Source organism: Leptospira yasudae (assembly GCF_003545925.1).
GTDB classification, from domain to species: Bacteria; Spirochaetota; Leptospiria; order Leptospirales; family Leptospiraceae; genus Leptospira; species Leptospira yasudae.
In genome coordinates this window covers 277,161-296,332 of sequence record NZ_QHCU01000002.1, presented here as the reverse complement: position 1 = coordinate 296,332, position 19,172 = coordinate 277,161, and the positions used below count along the sequence as shown (strand labels likewise).

27 protein-coding genes are annotated in these 19,172 nt (G+C 44.4%); 6 read left to right on the top strand and 21 right to left on the bottom strand.

Going from position 1 to position 19,172, the window contains the following annotated elements; translation table 11 throughout:
* Positions 1–13: 13 nt before the first annotated feature.
* The 17 genes from DLM76_RS06570 to DLM76_RS06500 all read right to left on the bottom strand — a co-directional run bounded on the left by DLM76_RS06570 (position 14) and on the right by DLM76_RS06500 (position 10,479).
* Positions 14–376: an LIC10183 family protein gene (locus DLM76_RS06570; protein WP_118954343.1), complete on the bottom strand. Its 363-nt coding sequence runs from the start codon at positions 374–376 to the stop codon at positions 14–16.
* Complete coding sequence (locus DLM76_RS06565; protein ID WP_118954344.1) at positions 376–948, bottom strand: hypothetical protein; 573 nt, start codon at positions 946–948, stop codon at positions 376–378. The genes DLM76_RS06570 and DLM76_RS06565 overlap by 1 nt, the downstream gene beginning before the upstream one ends.
* Before the next feature lie 9 nt (positions 949–957).
* Entirely contained in the window at positions 958–2,001 is a 1,044-nt protein-coding gene (locus DLM76_RS06560; RefSeq protein ID WP_118964721.1) for a hypothetical protein, read from the bottom strand.
* A complete protein-coding gene (locus DLM76_RS06555; RefSeq protein ID WP_118964720.1) occupies positions 2,001–2,372 on the bottom strand; it encodes a LysM peptidoglycan-binding domain-containing protein in 372 nt (123 codons plus the stop codon). Before DLM76_RS06555 ends, DLM76_RS06560 begins: the two co-directional genes overlap by 1 nt.
* Positions 2,369–2,914, bottom strand: coding sequence for a DUF6046 domain-containing protein (locus tag DLM76_RS06550; RefSeq protein ID WP_118954347.1), 546 nt, complete (start codon positions 2,912–2,914; stop codon positions 2,369–2,371). Before DLM76_RS06550 ends, DLM76_RS06555 begins: the two co-directional genes overlap by 4 nt.
* Entirely contained in the window at positions 2,911–5,046 is a 2,136-nt protein-coding gene (locus tag DLM76_RS06545) for a phage tail tape measure protein (RefSeq protein WP_118964719.1), read from the bottom strand. Before DLM76_RS06545 ends, DLM76_RS06550 begins: the two co-directional genes overlap by 4 nt.
* 19 nt (positions 5,047–5,065) lie before the next feature.
* A complete protein-coding gene (locus DLM76_RS21675; protein ID WP_167450734.1) occupies positions 5,066–5,221 on the bottom strand; it encodes a hypothetical protein in 156 nt (51 codons plus the stop codon).
* A gap of 53 nt (positions 5,222–5,274) precedes the next feature.
* Positions 5,275–5,685, bottom strand: a complete 411-nt coding sequence (locus DLM76_RS06540; protein ID WP_118954349.1) for an LIC_10177 family protein — start codon at positions 5,683–5,685, stop codon at positions 5,275–5,277.
* Between the two features lie 45 nt (positions 5,686–5,730).
* Positions 5,731–6,165 (bottom strand): hypothetical protein, encoded by a 435-nt coding sequence (locus tag DLM76_RS06535; protein WP_118954350.1) that lies wholly within the window; start codon positions 6,163–6,165, stop codon positions 5,731–5,733.
* Between the two features lie 9 nt (positions 6,166–6,174).
* On the bottom strand, positions 6,175–7,662 hold the full coding sequence (locus DLM76_RS06530; RefSeq protein ID WP_118954351.1) for a DUF2586 family protein: 1,488 nt from the start codon (positions 7,660–7,662) through the stop codon (positions 6,175–6,177).
* Between the two features lie 78 nt (positions 7,663–7,740).
* Positions 7,741–7,986 (bottom strand): hypothetical protein, encoded by a 246-nt coding sequence (locus DLM76_RS06525; RefSeq protein WP_118964718.1) that lies wholly within the window; start codon positions 7,984–7,986, stop codon positions 7,741–7,743.
* Complete coding sequence (locus tag DLM76_RS06520; protein ID WP_118954353.1) at positions 7,983–8,603, bottom strand: LIC10173 family protein; 621 nt, start codon at positions 8,601–8,603, stop codon at positions 7,983–7,985. The genes DLM76_RS06525 and DLM76_RS06520 overlap by 4 nt, the downstream gene beginning before the upstream one ends.
* Positions 8,604–8,695: 92 nt before the next feature.
* A complete protein-coding gene (locus DLM76_RS06515) occupies positions 8,696–9,265 on the bottom strand; it encodes a hypothetical protein (RefSeq protein ID WP_118964717.1) in 570 nt (189 codons plus the stop codon).
* Positions 9,262–9,438, bottom strand: a complete 177-nt coding sequence (locus DLM76_RS21535) for a hypothetical protein (protein ID WP_158586020.1) — start codon at positions 9,436–9,438, stop codon at positions 9,262–9,264. The genes DLM76_RS06515 and DLM76_RS21535 overlap by 4 nt, the downstream gene beginning before the upstream one ends.
* Positions 9,435–9,764, bottom strand: a complete 330-nt coding sequence (locus DLM76_RS06510) for a hypothetical protein (protein WP_118954355.1) — start codon at positions 9,762–9,764, stop codon at positions 9,435–9,437. Before DLM76_RS06510 ends, DLM76_RS21535 begins: the two co-directional genes overlap by 4 nt.
* The gene (locus DLM76_RS06505; RefSeq protein WP_118954356.1) at positions 9,761–9,994 is read right to left on the bottom strand and encodes a hypothetical protein; all 234 of its coding nucleotides are present in this window, start codon (positions 9,992–9,994) and stop codon (positions 9,761–9,763) included. The genes DLM76_RS06510 and DLM76_RS06505 overlap by 4 nt, the downstream gene beginning before the upstream one ends.
* A 182-nt stretch (positions 9,995–10,176) precedes the next feature.
* Positions 10,177–10,479 (bottom strand): MerR family transcriptional regulator, encoded by a 303-nt coding sequence (locus tag DLM76_RS06500; protein WP_118964716.1) that lies wholly within the window; start codon positions 10,477–10,479, stop codon positions 10,177–10,179.
* 420 nt (positions 10,480–10,899) lie between these two features.
* On the opposite strand from DLM76_RS06500, the gene DLM76_RS21840 reads away from it, so the two are divergent.
* Positions 10,900–11,067, top strand: a complete 168-nt coding sequence (locus DLM76_RS21840) for a hypothetical protein (protein WP_206610252.1) — start codon at positions 10,900–10,902, stop codon at positions 11,065–11,067.
* Here DLM76_RS21840 and DLM76_RS06495 read toward each other — a convergent pair whose 3' ends face one another.
* A complete protein-coding gene (locus DLM76_RS06495; protein ID WP_118964715.1) occupies positions 11,068–11,466 on the bottom strand; it encodes a helix-turn-helix domain-containing protein in 399 nt (132 codons plus the stop codon). It lies immediately after the preceding gene.
* A 167-nt stretch (positions 11,467–11,633) separates the two neighbouring features.
* Here DLM76_RS06495 and DLM76_RS06490 point away from each other — a divergent pair, with 167 nt between their 5' ends.
* From DLM76_RS06490 to DLM76_RS06465, 5 genes are all read left to right on the top strand, one after another.
* Positions 11,634–11,870 (top strand): hypothetical protein, encoded by a 237-nt coding sequence (locus tag DLM76_RS06490; RefSeq protein WP_118954359.1) that lies wholly within the window; start codon positions 11,634–11,636, stop codon positions 11,868–11,870.
* Complete coding sequence (locus tag DLM76_RS06485; protein ID WP_118954360.1) at positions 11,870–12,175, top strand: LIC13344 family protein; 306 nt, start codon at positions 11,870–11,872, stop codon at positions 12,173–12,175. Before DLM76_RS06490 ends, DLM76_RS06485 begins: the two co-directional genes overlap by 1 nt.
* 74 nt (positions 12,176–12,249) lie before the next feature.
* Positions 12,250–12,429, top strand: coding sequence for a hypothetical protein (locus DLM76_RS06480; RefSeq protein WP_135581601.1), 180 nt, complete (start codon positions 12,250–12,252; stop codon positions 12,427–12,429).
* 195 nt (positions 12,430–12,624) lie between these two features.
* The gene (locus DLM76_RS06470) at positions 12,625–13,224 is read left to right on the top strand and encodes a host-nuclease inhibitor Gam family protein (RefSeq protein ID WP_118954363.1); all 600 of its coding nucleotides are present in this window, start codon (positions 12,625–12,627) and stop codon (positions 13,222–13,224) included.
* Between the two features lie 118 nt (positions 13,225–13,342).
* The gene (locus tag DLM76_RS06465; protein ID WP_118964714.1) at positions 13,343–13,783 is read left to right on the top strand and encodes a hypothetical protein; all 441 of its coding nucleotides are present in this window, start codon (positions 13,343–13,345) and stop codon (positions 13,781–13,783) included.
* A 296-nt stretch (positions 13,784–14,079) separates the two neighbouring features.
* Here DLM76_RS06465 and fumC read toward each other — a convergent pair whose 3' ends face one another.
* From fumC to DLM76_RS06450, 3 genes are all read right to left on the bottom strand, one after another.
* Positions 14,080–15,474 carry a class II fumarate hydratase gene (fumC, locus tag DLM76_RS06460; protein ID WP_118954365.1) on the bottom strand — a complete coding sequence of 465 codons (1,395 nt, stop codon included), beginning with the start codon at positions 15,472–15,474 and terminating at the stop codon, positions 14,080–14,082.
* A gap of 98 nt (positions 15,475–15,572) precedes the next feature.
* A complete protein-coding gene (locus tag DLM76_RS06455) occupies positions 15,573–17,651 on the bottom strand; it encodes a hypothetical protein (RefSeq protein WP_118964713.1) in 2,079 nt (692 codons plus the stop codon).
* A gap of 246 nt (positions 17,652–17,897) precedes the next feature.
* Entirely contained in the window at positions 17,898–19,160 is a 1,263-nt protein-coding gene (locus DLM76_RS06450; protein WP_118954367.1) for a malic enzyme-like NAD(P)-binding protein, read from the bottom strand.
* Positions 19,161–19,172: the final 12 nt, after the last annotated feature.

The following is a 19,172-nucleotide window of genomic DNA, read 5'->3' as shown; positions in this document are numbered from 1 at the left end:
TTATTCATTTCGCTCATTTCATTAGAATTCCTTTGATCGACTCTCCGGTTTTTAATCGGAAATCAACTACGATTCGACTTTCCACATCGAGAGAAACGTCGATGGAGCGCGGATCGACCAACGGATGCAATTTAAGAATTCTCTCCGCATCGCGAATCCTCGCTGCTTGATCGGCGTACTCCGTTGAATTGAGCGCTATTCTTTGTCTACTGTAGATTTCTGGATAATCGATATCGTCTCCAACAGTCATTTCGAACATTTCCCTAACTTCGGATAAAACGACTCTTACGGCGTTTCCGTCGCTTAACAAATCATCGTCCGAAGAATCCAAAACCAAATCTCCGAATCGAGTCGGATCGTTCGCAAAATCGATCATTAGGTGCCTGCCTTTGGTTTGCTCGAAACGGAAGGCCCGACCGGTGTATCCACGTAATCGGTCAAGTGCGTCGATAATCCGACGGAATTGGAAGAATCCGCAAATGCGGTTATTTCTTTCTTCGCCTCCATTTTTCCGGTCGTTTTAAAATCTCCGTCCTGCTCTATATCTCCCTGAATTTTGAGCGTTTTTCCGCCCAGATCCAAAAGAAATCCTTCGTCGTCGATCGTTAGTTTAATTATATTTTTATAATTTATAAATGCTTTATCTTCTTTAACTTCCAGTTCAACCAGATCCGCTATCTTCGTTTTGATCGAATCGATTTTTTCAAATCCGAATGCGGTGTATCTTTTTTCGATATTATCTCTCGCAATCAGAAGACATTTGGAACCGGATCTCGGAATTACAGGCTCTGTCCAAGTCACGTTATGAATGAAGTCCTCCGCAATCTTTACGGTTAAAAGTTTCTTATCCGAATCTACTGAATCCACGATTCCCAATTTCGGAAAGAAGATCGGAAATCCGATTTTCCACGCCTGAACGATCGCTTGTATGATGGTTCTATCCGTCATAAACTCTCCTTACTTTTTCTGATTCGGTTTAGATGTTCCGGTCTTCGGAGGTTCGCGATAAAAACCGGGATAAATTTCCTGACGATATCCGTTCGCATTAAATTTTTTAACGACTCGATTCACGAACGCCTTCGCGCTTCTGGAAGGATCTTCCGGATCTTGAATGTCGACGATCTGCGAATGAGTGACGGAAGGATAGCCGAAGGAAACGAACTTCCCCTTAAAACCCGAGCCGCATTTATCATCGAAGATTTCCTTCGCTCTGCTTGCGGCCCCCTGAGAATCCAAGCCGTCTATTTCGTAATAACGAGCCTCTCCGTTGCCGTGCGAACCTCGGTAGGTTTGACCGGTTTTCGGATTTTCTCCGCGCACGATAATTTGAAACGGCTTACTTTCCTGCGGAGTTAGATCGTCTTCGATGATATTCTCCGTAAATCGAAAGATCGGAAATTCCCGCTTAGATGAGGAACTCCCCGCGCTCTTTGATTTCGCATTATTTCCTTTAGAGGAAAAACTTAAATCAGAATGGGAATACGCTTTTTGAACTACCAGCTTCCAATCGTGGAAAAAAATATCCACTCCGTGCGTTTTCTTTAATTCGAATAACGCATAACGTGCCGATTTTTTCGAGCATCGAATGTCAACGGTTTGTTTAATATCCGAGTCCCTGACTACGATGGATATATCGGATTTAATCTGAGGATGAATACAATCGTTCAAAAAGGTCATCAACGGCTTTTGGTGATAATCCTGAGTCATGATTTTTCTCTGGCAGAAAAAAAACGGGTCCACGCATTTTAATTCGAGCGGAATCTTCGGACTGATTTCCAAAACATAACCGTTGAACTCCGGGAAAAGACCGTATCGAGTGTATCCCGCTTTCCAAGTTACCTTCGAATATTTCACGATCGAATCTTTCTTGAGATTCTTATATTTAGGAAGTTTAACGGTGAGTATATCCGTGGGAATCTCTCTCGAAGATTCCAAAGTCACTTCGGTTACCGCCGGAAATTTCGTATTCGATATTTCTAATTCTTGTGTTAGAGTCAGCATCAACCGTTCATCCTTTTTTTCGCGTTCTGTAATTCCGCTTTCGAAACGAGGGCCTCGACGAAAAGCGTCGAACCTACGTTTTCATACGGTTGAATATCCGAATTATTCTCTCGAATCTTTCCTGAAAAATGTTCGGTTCCGTAATGAAGAAAACTGATCGATTCGTACGTATCTCCTTCGGCGATCGTGTGCAAACGATCCTCCGTCAAAGGATCCGGAATCTCGATTAAAACTCCCGCTTTCGGATTTTTCCAATCTTCGATCTGAGGATTGTTGTCTAAAATCAATCTCCAGATTTCCCATTTCCCGTAATAGCGGGCCGAAAGCCGCTGCAACGTATCGTTCTCTTTTAAAACATAAAACTGGCTCATAAAGAAGACTCCACCGCCGCGTTTTTGGATTCCATAGAAGCGAGATCCAAATCATATTCTTCATCCGATAAAAAGACGAGGGTGATCGTTTGGTTGTACTGGATCGGTTCCGATGGAAGATCGAAACTTTTGCAAACTACATTCTTAATTCCTAATGCGTTTAACATTGCATGATTTAGATAAAGAGTTTCGTTCGTTTCCCAGATTTTTTTCACTTCCTTGATCTTTTGTATCATGCTTTTCACAAGCGGATTGGAAGGTGCTGCGAGAATTCCCGCCCCATAGGTTGCCGCGAGAAGAGTAAACTCCACCGTAATCGTCCAGTCTCCGTATCCGGTTAATTCTTTGATCGTTCCTTTGCCTCCCGGAATCGCCGTTACCTCGATTTTCTTTTCCTGAAACGCTTTAATCTTAGTGGCGGAAGGAAACTCGTATTCGGTTGCAAGATCCAAACCGATCGTCAAACGATCCGTGTCTCCCGTAATGATTTCCGGCGGAATATATCCCGCGGGAAGCGCCGGTGGTGTAATTCCTCCGATCATACTAATTCCATCTCCTCAAATCGATCCAACTCTTGAAAGATCGCGTCCGTGATGATCTCTCCGATTTTTTTCCGATCCGTCGTTTTGGTCCCGATCACGAGTTGACCGATTACGGATCCTATGCCTATATTCGAAGTTCTATTCGATTTTCCTGATATTCCTTCGGAACTTTCCCGATTTTCGAATGTTCGCTTAATAATTCCCTGAGAATCGCTTATCAACGCTTGATTAAATCTTTGCAAAATCGGATTGATCTTCGGCGTTTCCGATTCTACCCCTGACGAGAACGCTGCGATCGTTGCCTTACCGGATTTGGTCAAGGTGGACAACGGACCTTCTTTCGCGTCGGAATTCGGAAATAAATTTCTGATCTTTTTAAATACCCCGCTTACCCCATCGTAAACCGCGGGTTCACCCGAGACTACCCCGGCCGAAAAGGCTTTCGCGGTTTTAACTCCGCTTTCTTGAATCGTGTTCAAGCCTGAACTGAATCCTTTCGACATTTCTCCGATAAAACCGAATAACGTATTTTGTTTTTGTCTTAATCCGAAGACGAACGTATCGACAAAAGCGGAACCGGAATCGGTAAGTCTCGAGAGCGGTCCTTCCAAAGCGTTGGAATGAGGCAGATATCGATCGATCGTTTGCAACACTTTGTTGACAGTCGCTTTCAAATCCTTTACGGAATCCATGATTCCTTCCGAAAATGCGGTAAACAGACTCTTGCCCGAATCTTTCATACGATTTCGGATATTACCTATCACATTGCTAAGCGCCTGCCATATCAAACTTCCTAATCCGTAGATGGGATTTACCATTGCGAGAATTAGGATTTCCTGAATTCCCGGTGGAAGGTCCATAAAGATCTTATAAATTACATCGATAATACCGCCGAAGAAATTCGTAACGTCTCCCCAAGCTGCGGAGAGTTTGGCGGGGATGGACATGAGCTGCTGAAAAACCGGATCCAATTTTGCGCCCACTGCCGAGAATAAACTTTGAATGCTATCCCAATGTTCGTGGATCAACATTGGAATCCCGATGATTGGCGCGAACCAAACGATCAATAATTTTGCAAAACCGGAAAGATTACCCCAAGTGTTTACCATCCAATTCCAAGCTTTGACCGCCGCGTCTTTTATATCGTCCCAATACGTTATGATCAAAGCCAAAGCGGCGACGATTCCGACCACGGCTAAGCCGATCGGATTTGATAACACTGCGACTTTCAAAGCGGCAAACAAACCGATTGCTGCGGCTTTTAGAACCATCAAACCGCCGACCCCGATCAAGGCCGCTCCGCCTAACATCGAAAAGGTTCCTATAAATTCCATCAGCTTGGGATTTTCACCGAGAAAGGCGTTTATATGTCCGATTCCGTCGGCCAATGTCCGGAATATATTTTTAAGGACCGATTCTATTATGCCGAATTTTACAAGACCGGAATCTTCGATTCCTTGACCCATATGAAGTTTAAAATTTCTCCACGCATTCGTGACCCGAATGAATTGCGATGAAACGGTATCCAATTTTTCAGAAGATGATTTCAAATCCTGAATACTACCGAAATTTAATTGATTCAAATCGCCGTTAAAATTCTTAACTTGAGTTCCGGCGTGGATCAGTTGATCCGTCAGGTCGGAAAAATCTCCTCCGGTTGCGATCGTCGCGTTTGCAACGTTGCTAATCATAGCGTTTAAATCGGAGGCATTCAAGTTTTTGAATGAATATTTTATTTTATTCATACCGGCCAGAATCGTTTCGACCGGGATTCCCGTTTCACCCGAAAGCTTCAGAGCCGATTTCGATACATCGCCGACTTCTTTCGCGGATAAACCGAGCGTTTTAAGATTGTTTTCCAATTTCGAGGATTCTATTCGCGCATCGTATAAGTCCTTGCAAACCTTAACGATCGATACGCCCAGGTTCGACACGGTCATACCTTTTCCAATCTTTGCAAAAGAAGAATCCACTTCCTCGACGGCTTTTTTGAATTGTTCGGAATAATTCCTATTTTCTCCGATCAACAACTTCATAGCATCCCATTGCTTGTTGATCTCCGAAATTTTATGGGAGGCATGATCGGCTAAGGTAATGATGTTTTTCAATTCGCTTGTATTCGTATCGGCCATGTCATGCCTCCTTTTATTTTTAATCTCCGTTAAACGCCTTCACGATCGCTTTAGTTAAAGTGTTGATCTCGATTTGCTGAACGAATTCCAATTCTGCAGCCAGCCGAGTCTCGTAACTTTCACGTTCGTCGCCGTCTTCCGGATATTCTATCTTTCTTCCGGGAAAGTAGTACATCAGAAGAACCTCCAATGCGCCGTTTCCGTCTTTAAGAAGCCGAAGCTTCTCTCCTATAGCTTTTTTGCGGTTACCTCTTGGGTGGTCGCAGTCAACTCGATCAGTTTATTACTGATCGGAATAAAGATACCGGGAGAATCTTGAGCCCATCCGTTTACGACTTCGAAACTCGGATACAGACAACACTGACCGGTGAGACGTTGTGCGACATCGGTTTGCTTTTCCTTTCTCGCTTTTTCAAGAGTATCATCCACTTGCGTTTTATTCGGAACTCTGCAGATGATCTTTCTTCCTTCTCCCGCGTCCAAAACATGAAGGCCGCCTTTATCCGCAAAATGGGATTTGATCGCGTCGATCGCTTCCCGATTCCGTGCGATAAAATCGTCGTCGATATTCTGATAAGGTTGAGGAAGTTTTTCAAAAGCTTCCTTCAACGTTGGAATTGAACTGATTAATGGATTCATTCTATTTTCCTATTTCCTGAGCGATTGAGTGATTTTAAAATTTTCTTACGCAAACGTAATAACCGGAATGGACAACAGAGCGATCTCCAAAGGAACCGCAACCGCGCCGGAATTTCCGTTTTTAAAATCAGCGTTGTATTTCGTAATCTTCACGGCGGGCGCGATGTATTTGAAATCCGGTCTTCCTTCGGCTTTGAGAATCGCAGTGAGAGGAGCAGGAGGAAGCTTTTCGATCAAGCCTCCATACGGCGCAGCAAGAAGAGTCAAACGATCCAGCTCTTCGAAATAAATTTCAGCGCTGATGCTTCGTTTGTAATTCTTGGTGGAGTATCCCACGATCTCTCCCGCTTTCCCGTATGTTAGCTCGATTTCAACCGCGTGATCGAATTTGAACCCGGAAAAGTTCACCATATCGTAACCGAAAAGTTTCAGTTCAAGATTGGTGAAGCTATAGTTTTCCTTTACTACTTCTAATGCCATTGTTGTCTCCTATTTGGGTGTGGCGAAAGAGGTTTCCCATTCGATCGCTTTGGTTCTGTTGCTTACATACATCTTGCACTTCGCTTTCAGAATTCTGTCCGTGTTGAACGTCTTGTTCGGATCTAAGATGATTTCGTGACCCGAAATTTCTTTTCTACCCGGAGCTTCCATCTCTGCCGCGATTTTAGAATCGATGTACGTCTTGAGATAATCCAAACCGCCCGAACCGGAATCAACTTCGGTATCCATGTTGAGGAATTGAAGAGATTCGCGGTAAAGAATACGGTGCATCTTGTCTGCACGTCTGCGCTCAGGAAGTTCCTTGAAGTCGGAAGCGCTTGCCGCTTTGATCTTATCTCTCGCGATAAAGATTCCTTCGTAATCGTCGTATTCCTTCAGAACCATAAGCCCCATATCGTGGAGCAGATCCATGTAGTTTCGATAGCCTTCGTTCCAGTAACGGATCTCCGAGAAGGTAAGCGAACGCATGTCCTTCACGTAACCGATCGAAACGTTTACCGGTGCGGCCGCGATTTTAGCGGTAGCCATCGTCGCAAAGTTTCGCCAAGTTCCGATCGAATCGCCCGCCGATTTCACCGCGGAATAACCGCCCGATGCGTTGACCCCGCCTTTGATATAACGAGCTTCACCGACCGCTATCATCACTCTTCCTTTCGGAGAAGTAAACGGATCAAACTCGTCCTGAATGTATTGAAAATATTCCGGAAGAGTTTCGGATTGATTCTTTCCTCTCGCTTCCAAAATGATAAACGAAGGAAGATGGTGTTCGGTTTCCATTTCCTCAAGAATCACGTTGCATGACATCGCAAACGCTCTTGAAGCGGGACCCAACACATGAATCCAATAAGCTCCGTATTCCCTCTTCAGGGTTTCGATCGCAGTGATCTTTGACGCGTTAGACGCACTTGGCCCTGTGATCGTAAACGTAAAGGTATCTCCGACTTGAAACGTATTCGCGGGTGTGGAAGCGTTCACGAAAGTCGCAGTAACTCCGGCATCCAATGAGATGGGCGAAGCGCTCGCAGGAGAAATCAAAGGAGTCGAGAAGTTCGCTCCTCCGTCCACCGACTTGCGATATTCGGCCGTTCCGCACGCTCCGGCCTTCGTGAATTTCAGAATTACGGTTCTGCTTCCGGTCGGAGTTCCGGCCGTTGTTGGCACCGCCGCTTCTCCCGTTCCGGTTTTTACCGGCGCTTCGATCGTTCCCGCAACGTCGTTAACGGGGCGAACGCAGAGTACCGGAACCGGCTTTTGTCCTTTGGACTCGTCGAACTCTTCGAAGAATTGTTCCAAAGAATCCACAAGCTCTCCTCTTCCGAATACGTCTTTTGCTTGCGGTGTGTTATTGATGACATAGACCCTGTTTGCCTCGCCGCTTTCCGCTGTTCCGACTTTGGAACCGACTCGATCCGGCTTCACGTCATTGAAGTTGATCCCACCATCTTGATGATAGGTAGTCACGTCGCCTGTTGACATTGATACGCTCCTAATATTAAGAGCAACTGAGTAGAATGGCGGACGAGCCGCTCTTTATTTTTCGTTCGTCACTGAATTTCAGTTTTTTGGGCTCGGCTCGTTTAACTTTGATTTTGCGGAAGTCATTTCTTCCGTAGATTCGGCTTTATGCTCCTCTTTAACTGCGACTTTTCTCTCAAGATCCTTACCGGAGAATTCCCGAAAAGCGTTATGGAGAATTTCATCCTTAACGTCCTCTTCCGGTTCTCTTCTTAAATGATCCAGAAAACCTGCGGCCAAAGCCGGAGTAATTTCGTATTTCTTAATAAACTCTACTGCTTTCATTGTTCCTCCGATGTTTCGATTTCCGTTGGCTCTTCGATTTGAAAGGTCCCCTGAGCCAGAGTAGGGACCGTTTCAGTTTCAAAAAGTCCGTCGCTGAAAACGATTTCCATCTTCAATTTATAGTATCCGAGATTTTCCGAAGGATCGGAAACCTTGGAACAGGATCCGGGTTTCACTTCCACGGTGACGCCCTGTTGCGTGATAAGTTTAGAGTGTTCGGAAAGATAGATGAGAATCTGATCGAAAATTCCGAGTTCGGCCGCGCTTCCATCGAAGTCGCCCGTCGATGCGACGTCTTTCGCCGAGTCCTGCATCCAAAATTCGATAGAATATGTAAATTCTTGAATATAATGTCTTTTTAAAAAACGAAGATTTTTGATTCCTCCCACCAAAACAGGCTCGAGTTTCTGAAATCGTTTTCTTTCCGCAATCGACTCGAACGGATTCAAGGAAATCACGCAAAACGGAAACAAAGTCGGATAATCGGAGACGTTCGGCCTCGATTGAAATATTCGATTCTCCGCAAAAAGAGAAATCGGTTCCGTGGCCGGAAGCTCGGGAAGAGTTTTGATCGATACGATCATCGATTCTAAATAATCGATATGACTGATTCTCATGGTTGATCCTGCGTCCTTTTCCTTTCCGAATTTTCGGGAAAAGAATACTCAAAGTTTTTGATATTACAAGGTTCGAATCCGCTCATACTGCCTCAAATTTTCTCGAGATACAGAGCGCTCGGAACTCCAAGATCGAACAGAAAATCCAATTCGTACTGGATCATGTGACCGTAAGGATCGATATAACGAGGCCCGACTCCGTACGGATCGGAAGCTTTCAAGAATCTTCGACCGTCTTCCGTAGTTACGATTCCGATGCCTCGGATGATATGTCCTTTCTTAGTAAGATAGGTTCCGAGGCCGCAAGGATATTTTCCGTTTTCAAAATACTCGCAAAGTTCACGTTTATCCCCTTTTCGTTTCACGATTCGAACGGGGATTTCGTTCGCTTCCATTAGGAGATTGAAATGTTCAGTGTGATCCGCGGAATCGTACACGTTCCTTCTGTTTTTGATTACCCAGTCTTCCAGGAGCGCATAGTAGTTATAAGTCGTAAGATGAATAAAATCGGGAATACGATACATCAAGCCTATGTATATAATAAAATCCTGAAATACGTTCCCCATACATTGCTGATAATCCCGTAAAAACAAGCGCGGCGTGATTTGATCGTTTCGCTGAGGATTCCAAGGAGCTATCGGATAGGAAATATGGGCGATCATCGTTTTCCTCCTTCGCTTAACAAACAAGGCGAAGAATCCGTTTCAAAAACGATTTCGTTAAAAATGAAAACTCCTCTGGCTCCGATCGATCCGATCAGAAATCCGAATATTAAAACCGCATTGATTTTCGTTTTTAGTTCGAGGATATTCCACCAAAGCAGCAGAGAATTCATAATTGTCTGCTCCCCGAAACGGGCTTGGAGGATGAATTCATTTCTTTGGATTCTTGAAACGAATCGAGAACATCGTCCAAGGTTCTTTTTTTGGAATGTACGTCCTCGTTGATTCGTTTGCCTAAGTAAAGACTTCCCACCGTTCCGTAAAAAAGAATCAGCCATTGGATCAAATCCATGTGAAGCGGCCTCAATGAATCCGGCGAAACGATCGATAAAACGGATAAAGCTGTCAAATAGGAGATCGCAAGGAAAAATACGATCCAAGTACGAAGAGTCGTATCGGAAGGTTTTCCGGTTCGATCGTCGCGGAATAAGAATTTCATTCGGACCTCCTACCTCTGGAAGAAGTAAGTTTAATCAAGTCCTTGACGTCGGCTTTGATTTCGGATAAATCCTTCGCGATGGACGCCATCTCCGTTTCTATTTTTACGATTCGGATCTCGTGATCCTTATACATCGTGTTGTATTGAATTGCGCCCGAAATTACAAAACCTAGTATAACAAGAAAATCCTTGATCCCGAGCTTGATCTGACTTATTTTTGAACTCTCCATTCTTCCCCGCAAAAAAAGACCCGCACTGTGGCGGGCTAAATGACTACTCAATCGCTTCCGATTGTGAGCAGAGAATAACACGAGTTCTTTTCAAGTCCAAGAACCGAACCGGGTTCTAACCGTCGATTCTGCCTCTAATTCAACGAACAAAGAACGTTAGTCGTTCATTGAATAAGAATAAATCAATAGATCTGTTTTTTCGTTTTACGCGAGAGAGCGATTTTTTCCAAATCGGAGATCATGAATCTTCTAACTCGAGGACTCCATTCTATGAACGGAATTTCGTGATCGATCACGTATTGATTGAACGTCCTTACGGAAAGATTCAGGTAACTTGCGGCTTCTTTTGTTTTTAAAATTTGTGTTTTATCGTTTGTTGTGGGCGATTCTCTATCGTCGCGATTCGGTCTTTCGTTGACCGAAACGGAAGGCTGAACGTTTTTCAGCAAAGAACCTTTTCTTGCATGACCTTTGATTGTAGACATAGAGTCAGGTTTCAACAAGTAGGCTCGTTTTTGTCAAGCCCCTTATCATATCGGAAATATTCACGATGTCGTACGAACGAAAGAAGTAAGATCAATTCCTTCTCTTTAACGAAAGATATCGCATTGAAGTAGATTCAATTTTTTGAATCTACTAAAAAGTCGGGAGGTCGTGCTATTGTTTTTCTTGGCGAAAAATTCGTTTCGATTCTTTATGAACCGGTTTTCAAACGGAAGGAAAGCACAATGAGACATATCGAAATTATTGTCATTTCAGTTCGTTCTTATCTTCAATTCGTAAAGAATGTGAAAATCAAAACTTGCTCGGACAAAAAACCGACACACGTTCCGATTTAGGATGGATTTTGTCGGGGGTAAAAAATATACTAAACATATATATAGCTATTTTGTTGGAGCAAGAATTTGGAGACTTCGGAAGAATTACGTGAATCGCTTTATTGGAAAGTGGAAGGGGCTTTGAAAAAGTTCGAATACGATTTTCAGTTTTCTCCCGAACCGATTCAGGTACTCAGACATTCATACGCGCAAGAAATCGTAAAACTCGTTTTCGAATCTTTAGAAAATCGATAATCACTTCTTCTTTCGAAACTTTTCTATAACAACGCTCAACGCTTCCAGTTCGCCGTCAGGCACATCCAAAAGACTTTCCACCAATGCTTCCATTTGAGGACGATTTCGAATCTTTCTCAATAAAGATCGATACCGATCCGTTTCCGCGTCGCTCTTCACTTCTGCCGCGCTGATCAGCATATCGCCTTCACCCGAAATCAGCCAAAGAGGATTTACGCTGTGAACGGTTCTTAAACGAAGAATGGACTCTTGAGAGAAACTTTTCGCCCGCTCGTTTATCAGATCACTGATGAACGCAGGTTTTAAATCGATCGATCTCGCGAATTCAGCTTGGGAAATCCCCAAAGTTTCGATGAGCCTCTTCAAACGATCCGGAAATTTTTTATCCGCTTTATACATTTTTACCGTATTTTATGATTGACATTTATACATTTTTAACGTATGGTCATTTTTGGCGGGACACGACCCGCCGAAATCAAAGTCGATCTCGCGACCGAACTCGATCTTGCGCACCACCCAAGGGTCGCAGACGGAAGCGAAATCGCAATCACAAAAAGGAGGTTCCGATGATCATCATCAACGGAGACGAGTGTAAGGATTTCATCTGTATTACGCTGCGCATGAAGACACTTGCGAAATTCGCCAGGGAAGCGGACGTAAACTATGATTATCTTTCTAAAAGTTTAAACGGACAACATTCCTATACGGAGATCAGAGAAGCATTCAAAAAATGGAATGTTCCGTACAAGATGGACCGCATACCTCGGTCCTATTCAAAACGAAGAAGCAGGAGAGCGGCGTAATGAAATCAGTAAGTTCAACGGCAATCGCGGAAAAAAATCCGATCGTCAACAGAAACAATCTGGATCCGATCGTTCTTTCCGACATCGAAGAAAAGATGATCGTTCAAATCGCGGAATACGTTAAGGAACAATTTCCTACGTTCGATTGGAGATGGGACGACCACAGCGAAATGCACGATAAGGCGGTCACTTCGCTTTTTCTTGTCAAGAACGACATCGCACAAATCTGCGAAAGGAACCCGAATAAGATTCAGGAGTTTATCAGAATTCTTGAATATATTTTGGAAGAGGAATTCGAAGAATGACGACCCTTCGTAATCCGGAATTTAGATCAGCGTCAACTCAGAAAAACGATCAACCAAAGGGGAGAATTAAGAATATGCAAACCGATTCCTGCGCACAGTGCAATACGAAAGAAGCGATGAAACAGACCGATCTTTGCGAGGATTGTCTGATCCGAACCTTTAAAGCATTGATTCCTATTTCGGACAGAATTCTTTCCTTATACGCAAACGACTCACGTTCGACGATTCAAAGCGAACCCCAAGGCGCGGCCTAAACGGTAAAAATCAGGAGCAACGATGAAAACGACAGCGGCAAAATCAAAAGCAAACAAAAAAACTTCCGCCCCAAAGAAGAAGATTAAAACTTCGGTTTCGAAAATTCCTTCGGTATCGATCCTCTCTTCTTCGACTAACGGAATCACTGTGGAAATGACTCCGCAAAATTCAAAATCGTCTAACTAGGAGGAACGATGTCTAAAACCAAGAATTCGCTTAACAAAACAATCTTAGTCGATCTACCGGATAATCGTTATCGCGATCTTGCCGAAATCGCGCAGGCAATTCAGCAACTCGGTGAAACCAAACGGGAAAGAGAACGGATCAAAAGCAAAACGGACGACGAAATCGCCAAACTTCAGTTAGACCTTCAAGATCAGATTTTTCCGTTCGATCTAAAGATCCAGCATATCGCATCCGGAATCAAATTCTTCGTGGATCATCATAAGAAAGAACTTTTTCCGGATCCCGAATACAGAACGTGTAAATTCGCAACGGGAGTTTTGAAACTCAGAAGGGTTCCCCCTTCCGTAAAAACTAGAGGGACCGCAAAACTTTTCGAAAGAATTCTAAGCGAAAACGGTCTCCTTGAAAAGTTCAGCAACCTCATCGCGAAGTTGAGCAACGTTTATCTCAGGGTTAAACTGGAGCTGAACAAAGAACAAATTCTCGCGGAACCGTTGAGAGCGATGCAAAAGATCGGAATCGAATTCAACGAAGAAGCGGAACGTCTCTACATCGCTCCGAACGAAACAGAACTTGAAATCGAAGCGGATGAGGAAAGCGCCGCTTAAACGGCGATTCAGCTTCACGGTTTTCGGTTCCTAAAAAGAAAGAAGAACGCGAATCGCCAAAAAAACGGAGGGAATCCGCATAACGCATTCAAGAAATCGGATGTAGGGAGGGAATAAAATGGATCAAATCGTATATAGAAATCTGAAAAATTATAAATATCAACTCGTCAAATCTTATAGTTACGAAACCGGAATCAAAACGAACAGAACGGTTCGGATCGGAAGCAAAAACGAAAAGGTTTTCGTGAATATGAATTCGGACGGTTTACTGCGGATAGAGGCAGGATACGCTTGGGACGGACCCAGCGGCCCGACGTTCGATACGAAAACTTTTATGCGGGGTTCTTTACTGCACGACGCTCTGTATCAGCTGATGCGCGAAGAGAAGCTGGATCGAAACGAATACCGCGAAGTTGCAGACAGGTTGTTGGAAAGGATCTGTTTGGAAGACGGGATGAATTCTATACGAGCGGCCTATGTATATCGGTTTGTTCGTTGGTTCGGAGAATCTTCGGCAAAGCCGAAGGATGAAACGAAAGAATGGGAGGTGGCGCCTTGAAAGCATCGGACATTTTTCTTTTGGTTTTCGAATACACCGCTTTTTGGAGCTTCTTTGTTTGGTTTTTAATCGGAGCGACGACCGCCGCATTGTGGTATTTCCTCCGGCTTTTATTCAAATCGAAAAACGACGGGGATCAAAATCGCTGAGAGCGAATCAATTCGGATCACGTCCAAATGGAACAAAACATTAGAAAAACAGAATACTCTAAAATAGAAAAAGTTTTGAATCCGGGAATCAAAACCTTGCTGCGCATCCTATCCAATAAAAAAGGGGCCTTTCAGCCCCTTTTATTCTTAATCCACCGAAGGGTGAATCATCTTTTCCGGAAGAACCCACTGATCGAATTGTTCGCTCGTTAAGAGTCCCAACTCGATTCCGGATTCTTTCAGAGTCGTTCCTCTTTTATGCGCGTTCTTTGCGATCTTAGCCGCGTTATCGTATCCGATATGAGGATTCAAAGCGGTTACGAGCATCAAAGAGTTATTCAAGTGTTCGTTGAGCTTTTCCTTATTCGGCGTAATTCCGCGGGCGCAGTGTTCCTCGAAAGAAACACAGGAATCGGATAAAAGTCGAATGGAGTTCAAAACGTTGTGAATGATCAACGGTTTAAAAACGTTCAACTCGAAGTTTCCGGACGCGCCACCGATGTTCACAGCGACGTCGTTCGCGATCACTTGCGCCGCAACCATCGTCATTTGTTCGGATTGAGTCGGATTGACTTTCCCCGGCATGATGGAAGAACCCGGTTCGTTTTCAGGAATGCTGATTTCTCCGATTCCGCAACGGGGACCGGAAGACAACCAACGCACGTCGTTCGCGATCTTCATCAAAGAAGCCGCTATCGTTTTCAAAACACCGCTCGTCTCGACGAGAGAATCGTGAGCGGCAAGAGCTTCGAATTTATTTTCGGCGCTCACGAACGGGAGCCCCGTTTCCTTTGAAATTTGAGCCGCAGATTTAACGGCAAATTCAGGATGCGTATTCAAACCTGTTCCAACCGCTGTTCCGCCTAACGCAAGTCTGTAAACAGCAGGAAGAACCGCTTTTACTCTTGCGATATTGTAATCAAGCTGCTGCACATAACCGGAAAATTCCTGACCAAGCGTCAAAGGCGTAGCGTCTTGAAGGTGAGTTCTTCCGATTTTTATAATATTCTGAAATTCATCCGTTTTCTTTTTAAGAGTGTCTCTGAGTTGAGTCAGAGCGGGAATGAGTTTTTGATTGAGCTGCTCCGCAGCTGCGATATGCATCGCGGTCGGAAACGTATCATTGGAGGATTGAGCTTTATTCACGTCGTCGTTCGGATGAATCGGCTTCTTGGAACCTTTGACTCCGCCCGCGATTTCGATGGCGCGGTTGGAAATGACCTCGTTGGAATTCATGTTCGTTTGCGTTCCCGAACCGGTCTGCCAAACCGAAAGAGGAAAGTGTTCGTCCAATTTGCCGGAAATCACTTCGTCCGCGGCTTGAACGATCAGCTTCTTCTTATCTTCGCTTAACAATCCGAGTTCGGCGTTTACGATCGCGGCCGACTTTTTCAAGATTCCCAAAGCGCGGATCATTTCTCTTGGAAAACGATCGTTACCGATATGAAAGTGATGTAAAGAGCGTTCGGTCTGCGCGCCCCAATATTTTGAATCGTCTACGGCGATTTCGCCCATTGAATCCGTTTCGATTCTGGTTTTCATGGATCCTCCGAAAGGTGTTGATTGATTAAAAATTATATTCTCCAAAGAGAAAACGGAATTTTATGAAATTCTAATGTATTTAGAATCGACGAAAATTCTTATTCGTTTTGGAATCTTCTCAGAGTGTCCGCAAGAGCGGAGAACTCAGGTTTTTTGGCGGAAACATTGTCGAGATAATCCAGCGTGGTTTGGATCCAACTCGGGTCGGATTCCAATTCTCTTCGTATAAAGACGTGTCGCACCTGGTTCATCGCTCGGATTTCCAGATATCTCCGCTTCTGGTCATAGTATATGAGGTCGGCCACTTTGTCTTTTCCGAATTCGGGCGAAGAAACGGCGACGACGACTTCGTCGAGCCAGATCAATCCGTTGTTTTTTCGGTCCACATAGTCGATCGCCTTTTGAACTCGGGCGGGAATAATCATTTCCTTTTCTTTCGGTCCGACGATCACCCCTAAAGACATTTTCTTTTTCGGTTTAACGGGTTCGGAAGCGGATGAATCGGAATCCGAAGATTTCGTTTCTTTGCGGGCTTGTGTTTTGCTCGGTGTTTCACGTTCCTTGGGCGTAAGTTTTATTCCGAATAAACCGAGGATAAATTCTATGATTCTTTCTAGAATCGATTTGGAGGCGCGCTCGGAACGAATTCTTTCCTTTTCCGTGTCCTCTTCCCATTCGGCGATCGCCTTACTCAGACGAATCTGTTCGTCGACGGCGGCCTGTCCGTCTTTTACGTCCGTAACTTCCCGCAAAAATTCGTAGATACCGCGCGGATAACCGTTCTGACGAATTAAGTTATGAACCGAAGTTCTTCTTTGACGAACTTCGGTAAAAGCGCGGAGAATCATACTCTTCGCCAAAATCATAAGGCCCATTACTTCGCCGCCCGCGGCCTTTCTTTCCTTTTTGAGAAAGTCCTCTCTTGCCCGGATGCGTTCCAAAACTTCGCGGAACAATTCCGTTCTGCTCATGCCGACGCTTTTGATCTCAGCGTCTTCCGCTTCGAAATTGGCAAGATCGAAGTTCACGGGTTCTTTCGATTCTTTAAAGCGAAATAGATTTTCGCCCGTGATGAGATTGATGAGGGATTCTTTTTTGAGATTTTCGAGAGTGCGTACGGTTTGAAGAAGAACTTCGTAAGCTTTGATGAAATCTCCGCCGCCCATCCAATTTTTTCCGGAAGTAAAGGCGGGATGCTTTTTCAGTTCCTGCACGTATCGTTCCGCTTGAGAATTTCCGGTCAACTCGATCCAAGTAGAATCTTCTCCGGGAAGAAGTTGCAGAAGAATCTTGCGCGCAATCACGGTAAACAAATCGAATATGATTTCGAGCTCCGTGATTTTTCCCGGCTCGTCCTTTTCTTTTGGAGCATGTCTGAAACTGAGCAATTCATCTAAAGAAGGTTGGAACAAATGAAAACGTGGATGCAACTGAAGAAGCGGGGCGCGCGATCCTCTTTTTTCAAGAACGGGAAGCACTTCGGGTTCGACTTTGATCAGAGAAAGCTGATTTAAAATCTCTCCCGGTTTTTGATTGAGCATCTGAAAAATATTGCTGAAAAGATCTCCGCGTACTTGCAGACGGGAAAGCAAAGCTTCCAAAGAAAGGGATTCCAAATTCTGCATGGACTTTTCGAGGAATTTGGAATCGGCCAAGTTGATCGGCATTCCTTTTTCATCCACGTTCAGATAATTCTGATGAACCCAATCCTCGATTTCGCTGTTTTTGGAAACGTTGAGAATGAACTGATCTCTTGCGTGAAGCATCTCCAAAATCGCTGCGACGCTCTGCAAAAGACAACCGCGTTTCACTTTGACGATCTGATCCGCTTTTAAGGAAGCGGGACGAATGATTACGTTTACGATCTGAAGTTCGCGGATTTCTTTTTGAAACAGAAGATATTGATAGGATTGAATCCCTCTTCTTTCTTCCAAAAATTTCAAGTCGTGAAGTTTGAGATGTTGTAGTTGTTCGATCTTGGTAAGCGCGAAAGGAGATTGATTGAATAGGAAATAATTTTCTACACCCTTCTCCACAAGATCGATATCTTTAAAAGCTCCGGGATTGAACTGAAGCATCAGTACTTTGAGTTCCTGATCTCCGATCATATCCTGAATTTCTTCGGAGCTTAATACGAAACTTTCCGGAGTGGGGACTTGATTTTCGGACTTGGACATAATCTACCGCGCCCCTAAGGCTATAGTTTTAGGAGACTGTAGAAATTTACAAAAGTCGAAACCTATTTGAGTCAAAAGCAGAATTTCCATTCTTGAAAAGGGATATTATCCTTATAAATATCGGATTTTTCAAAAGGAATTTTTATCTTTTTAATAGGCTGTCAAATGCGTTCGATTGCTTTTAAACTTAGCGAGACGTTCCTAAACGAAGCATCTCGCTTTTAAGGTCGCTCGATCAGTCGCGTTTCAATTCCGGATAATACCTTCGAGGAAGCCGAGGTATTTTTCTCTTCCTGGATAAGGAATACGGGAGGAACCGCTTGCTACGGCCGCTTCCGCAACGGCGGGAGCCACGTGAAACAAAACTCGTTTATCGAACGGTTTAGGAATCAAATATTCCGGACCGAATTCGAACTTCGCTCCGCCGTATGCCTTGCTCACGGCATCCGGAACTTCCAAACGTGCAAGCTCGGCAAGTGCGCGAGCGGCGGCGAGTTTCATTTCGAGAGTAATATGACGGGCTCTGACGTCCAAAGCGCCTCTGAAAATAAAAGGAAATCCTAATACGTTGTTCACCTGATTCGGATTGTCGCTTCTTCCCGTTCCCATAATCAAATCGGAACGGACGGCTTTTGCGACCTGATACGGAATTTCAGGATTAGGATTCGCTAATGCGAAGATCACCGGATTTTTCGCCATGGAACGAACCATGTCTTCGTCCACCATGTTCTCGACGGAAACTCCGATAAAGATATCGGAATCTTTCATCGCGTCTCTAAGCGTGGTTGCTTCGGTCGTTTGAACGTATTTCTTTTTGGATTCGTTGAGATCGGTGCGCTTGTGATGAATCACACCTTTCGTATCTACGATAAAGATCTGTTCTTTTTTGATGCCGATCTGTTGAATGAGTTCCGCGATTGCGATTCCGGCCGCACCTGCTCCGCAGATTACGACTTTCACATCGCCCGGTTTTTTTCCGGTAAGTTCGAAAGAATTCAAAAGTCCCGCAACGGTAATAATCGCGGTTCCGTGCTGATCGTCGTGAAAAACGGGAATGTTCATCTTTTCGATGAGTTGTTCCTCGATATAAAAACTTTCGGGAGCTTTGATATCCTCGAGATTGATTCCGCCGAACGTAGGTTCGAGAAGTTTTACCGCATTGATGAATTCGTCCGGATCCTTCGTGTCGATCTCGATATCAAACACGTCGATCCCCGCAAATTTTTTAAAGAGGACGGCTTTACCTTCCATCACGGGCTTACCGGCAAGAGAGCCGATATCGCCTAAACCGAGAATCGCGGTTCCGTTGGTGATGATGCCGACAAGATTTCCTTTATTCGTATATTCGTAAACGAGCTCGGGAGAATCCTTAATTTCTAAACAAGGATAAGCGACGCCCGGAGAATAAGCGAGGGAAAGATCGTAAGAATCCTGAGTCGGTTTGGTCGGAACTACTTCAATTTTTCCCTTAGGATGAAGCGCGTGATATTGTAACGATTTTTCCCTCATACGATATTTCCC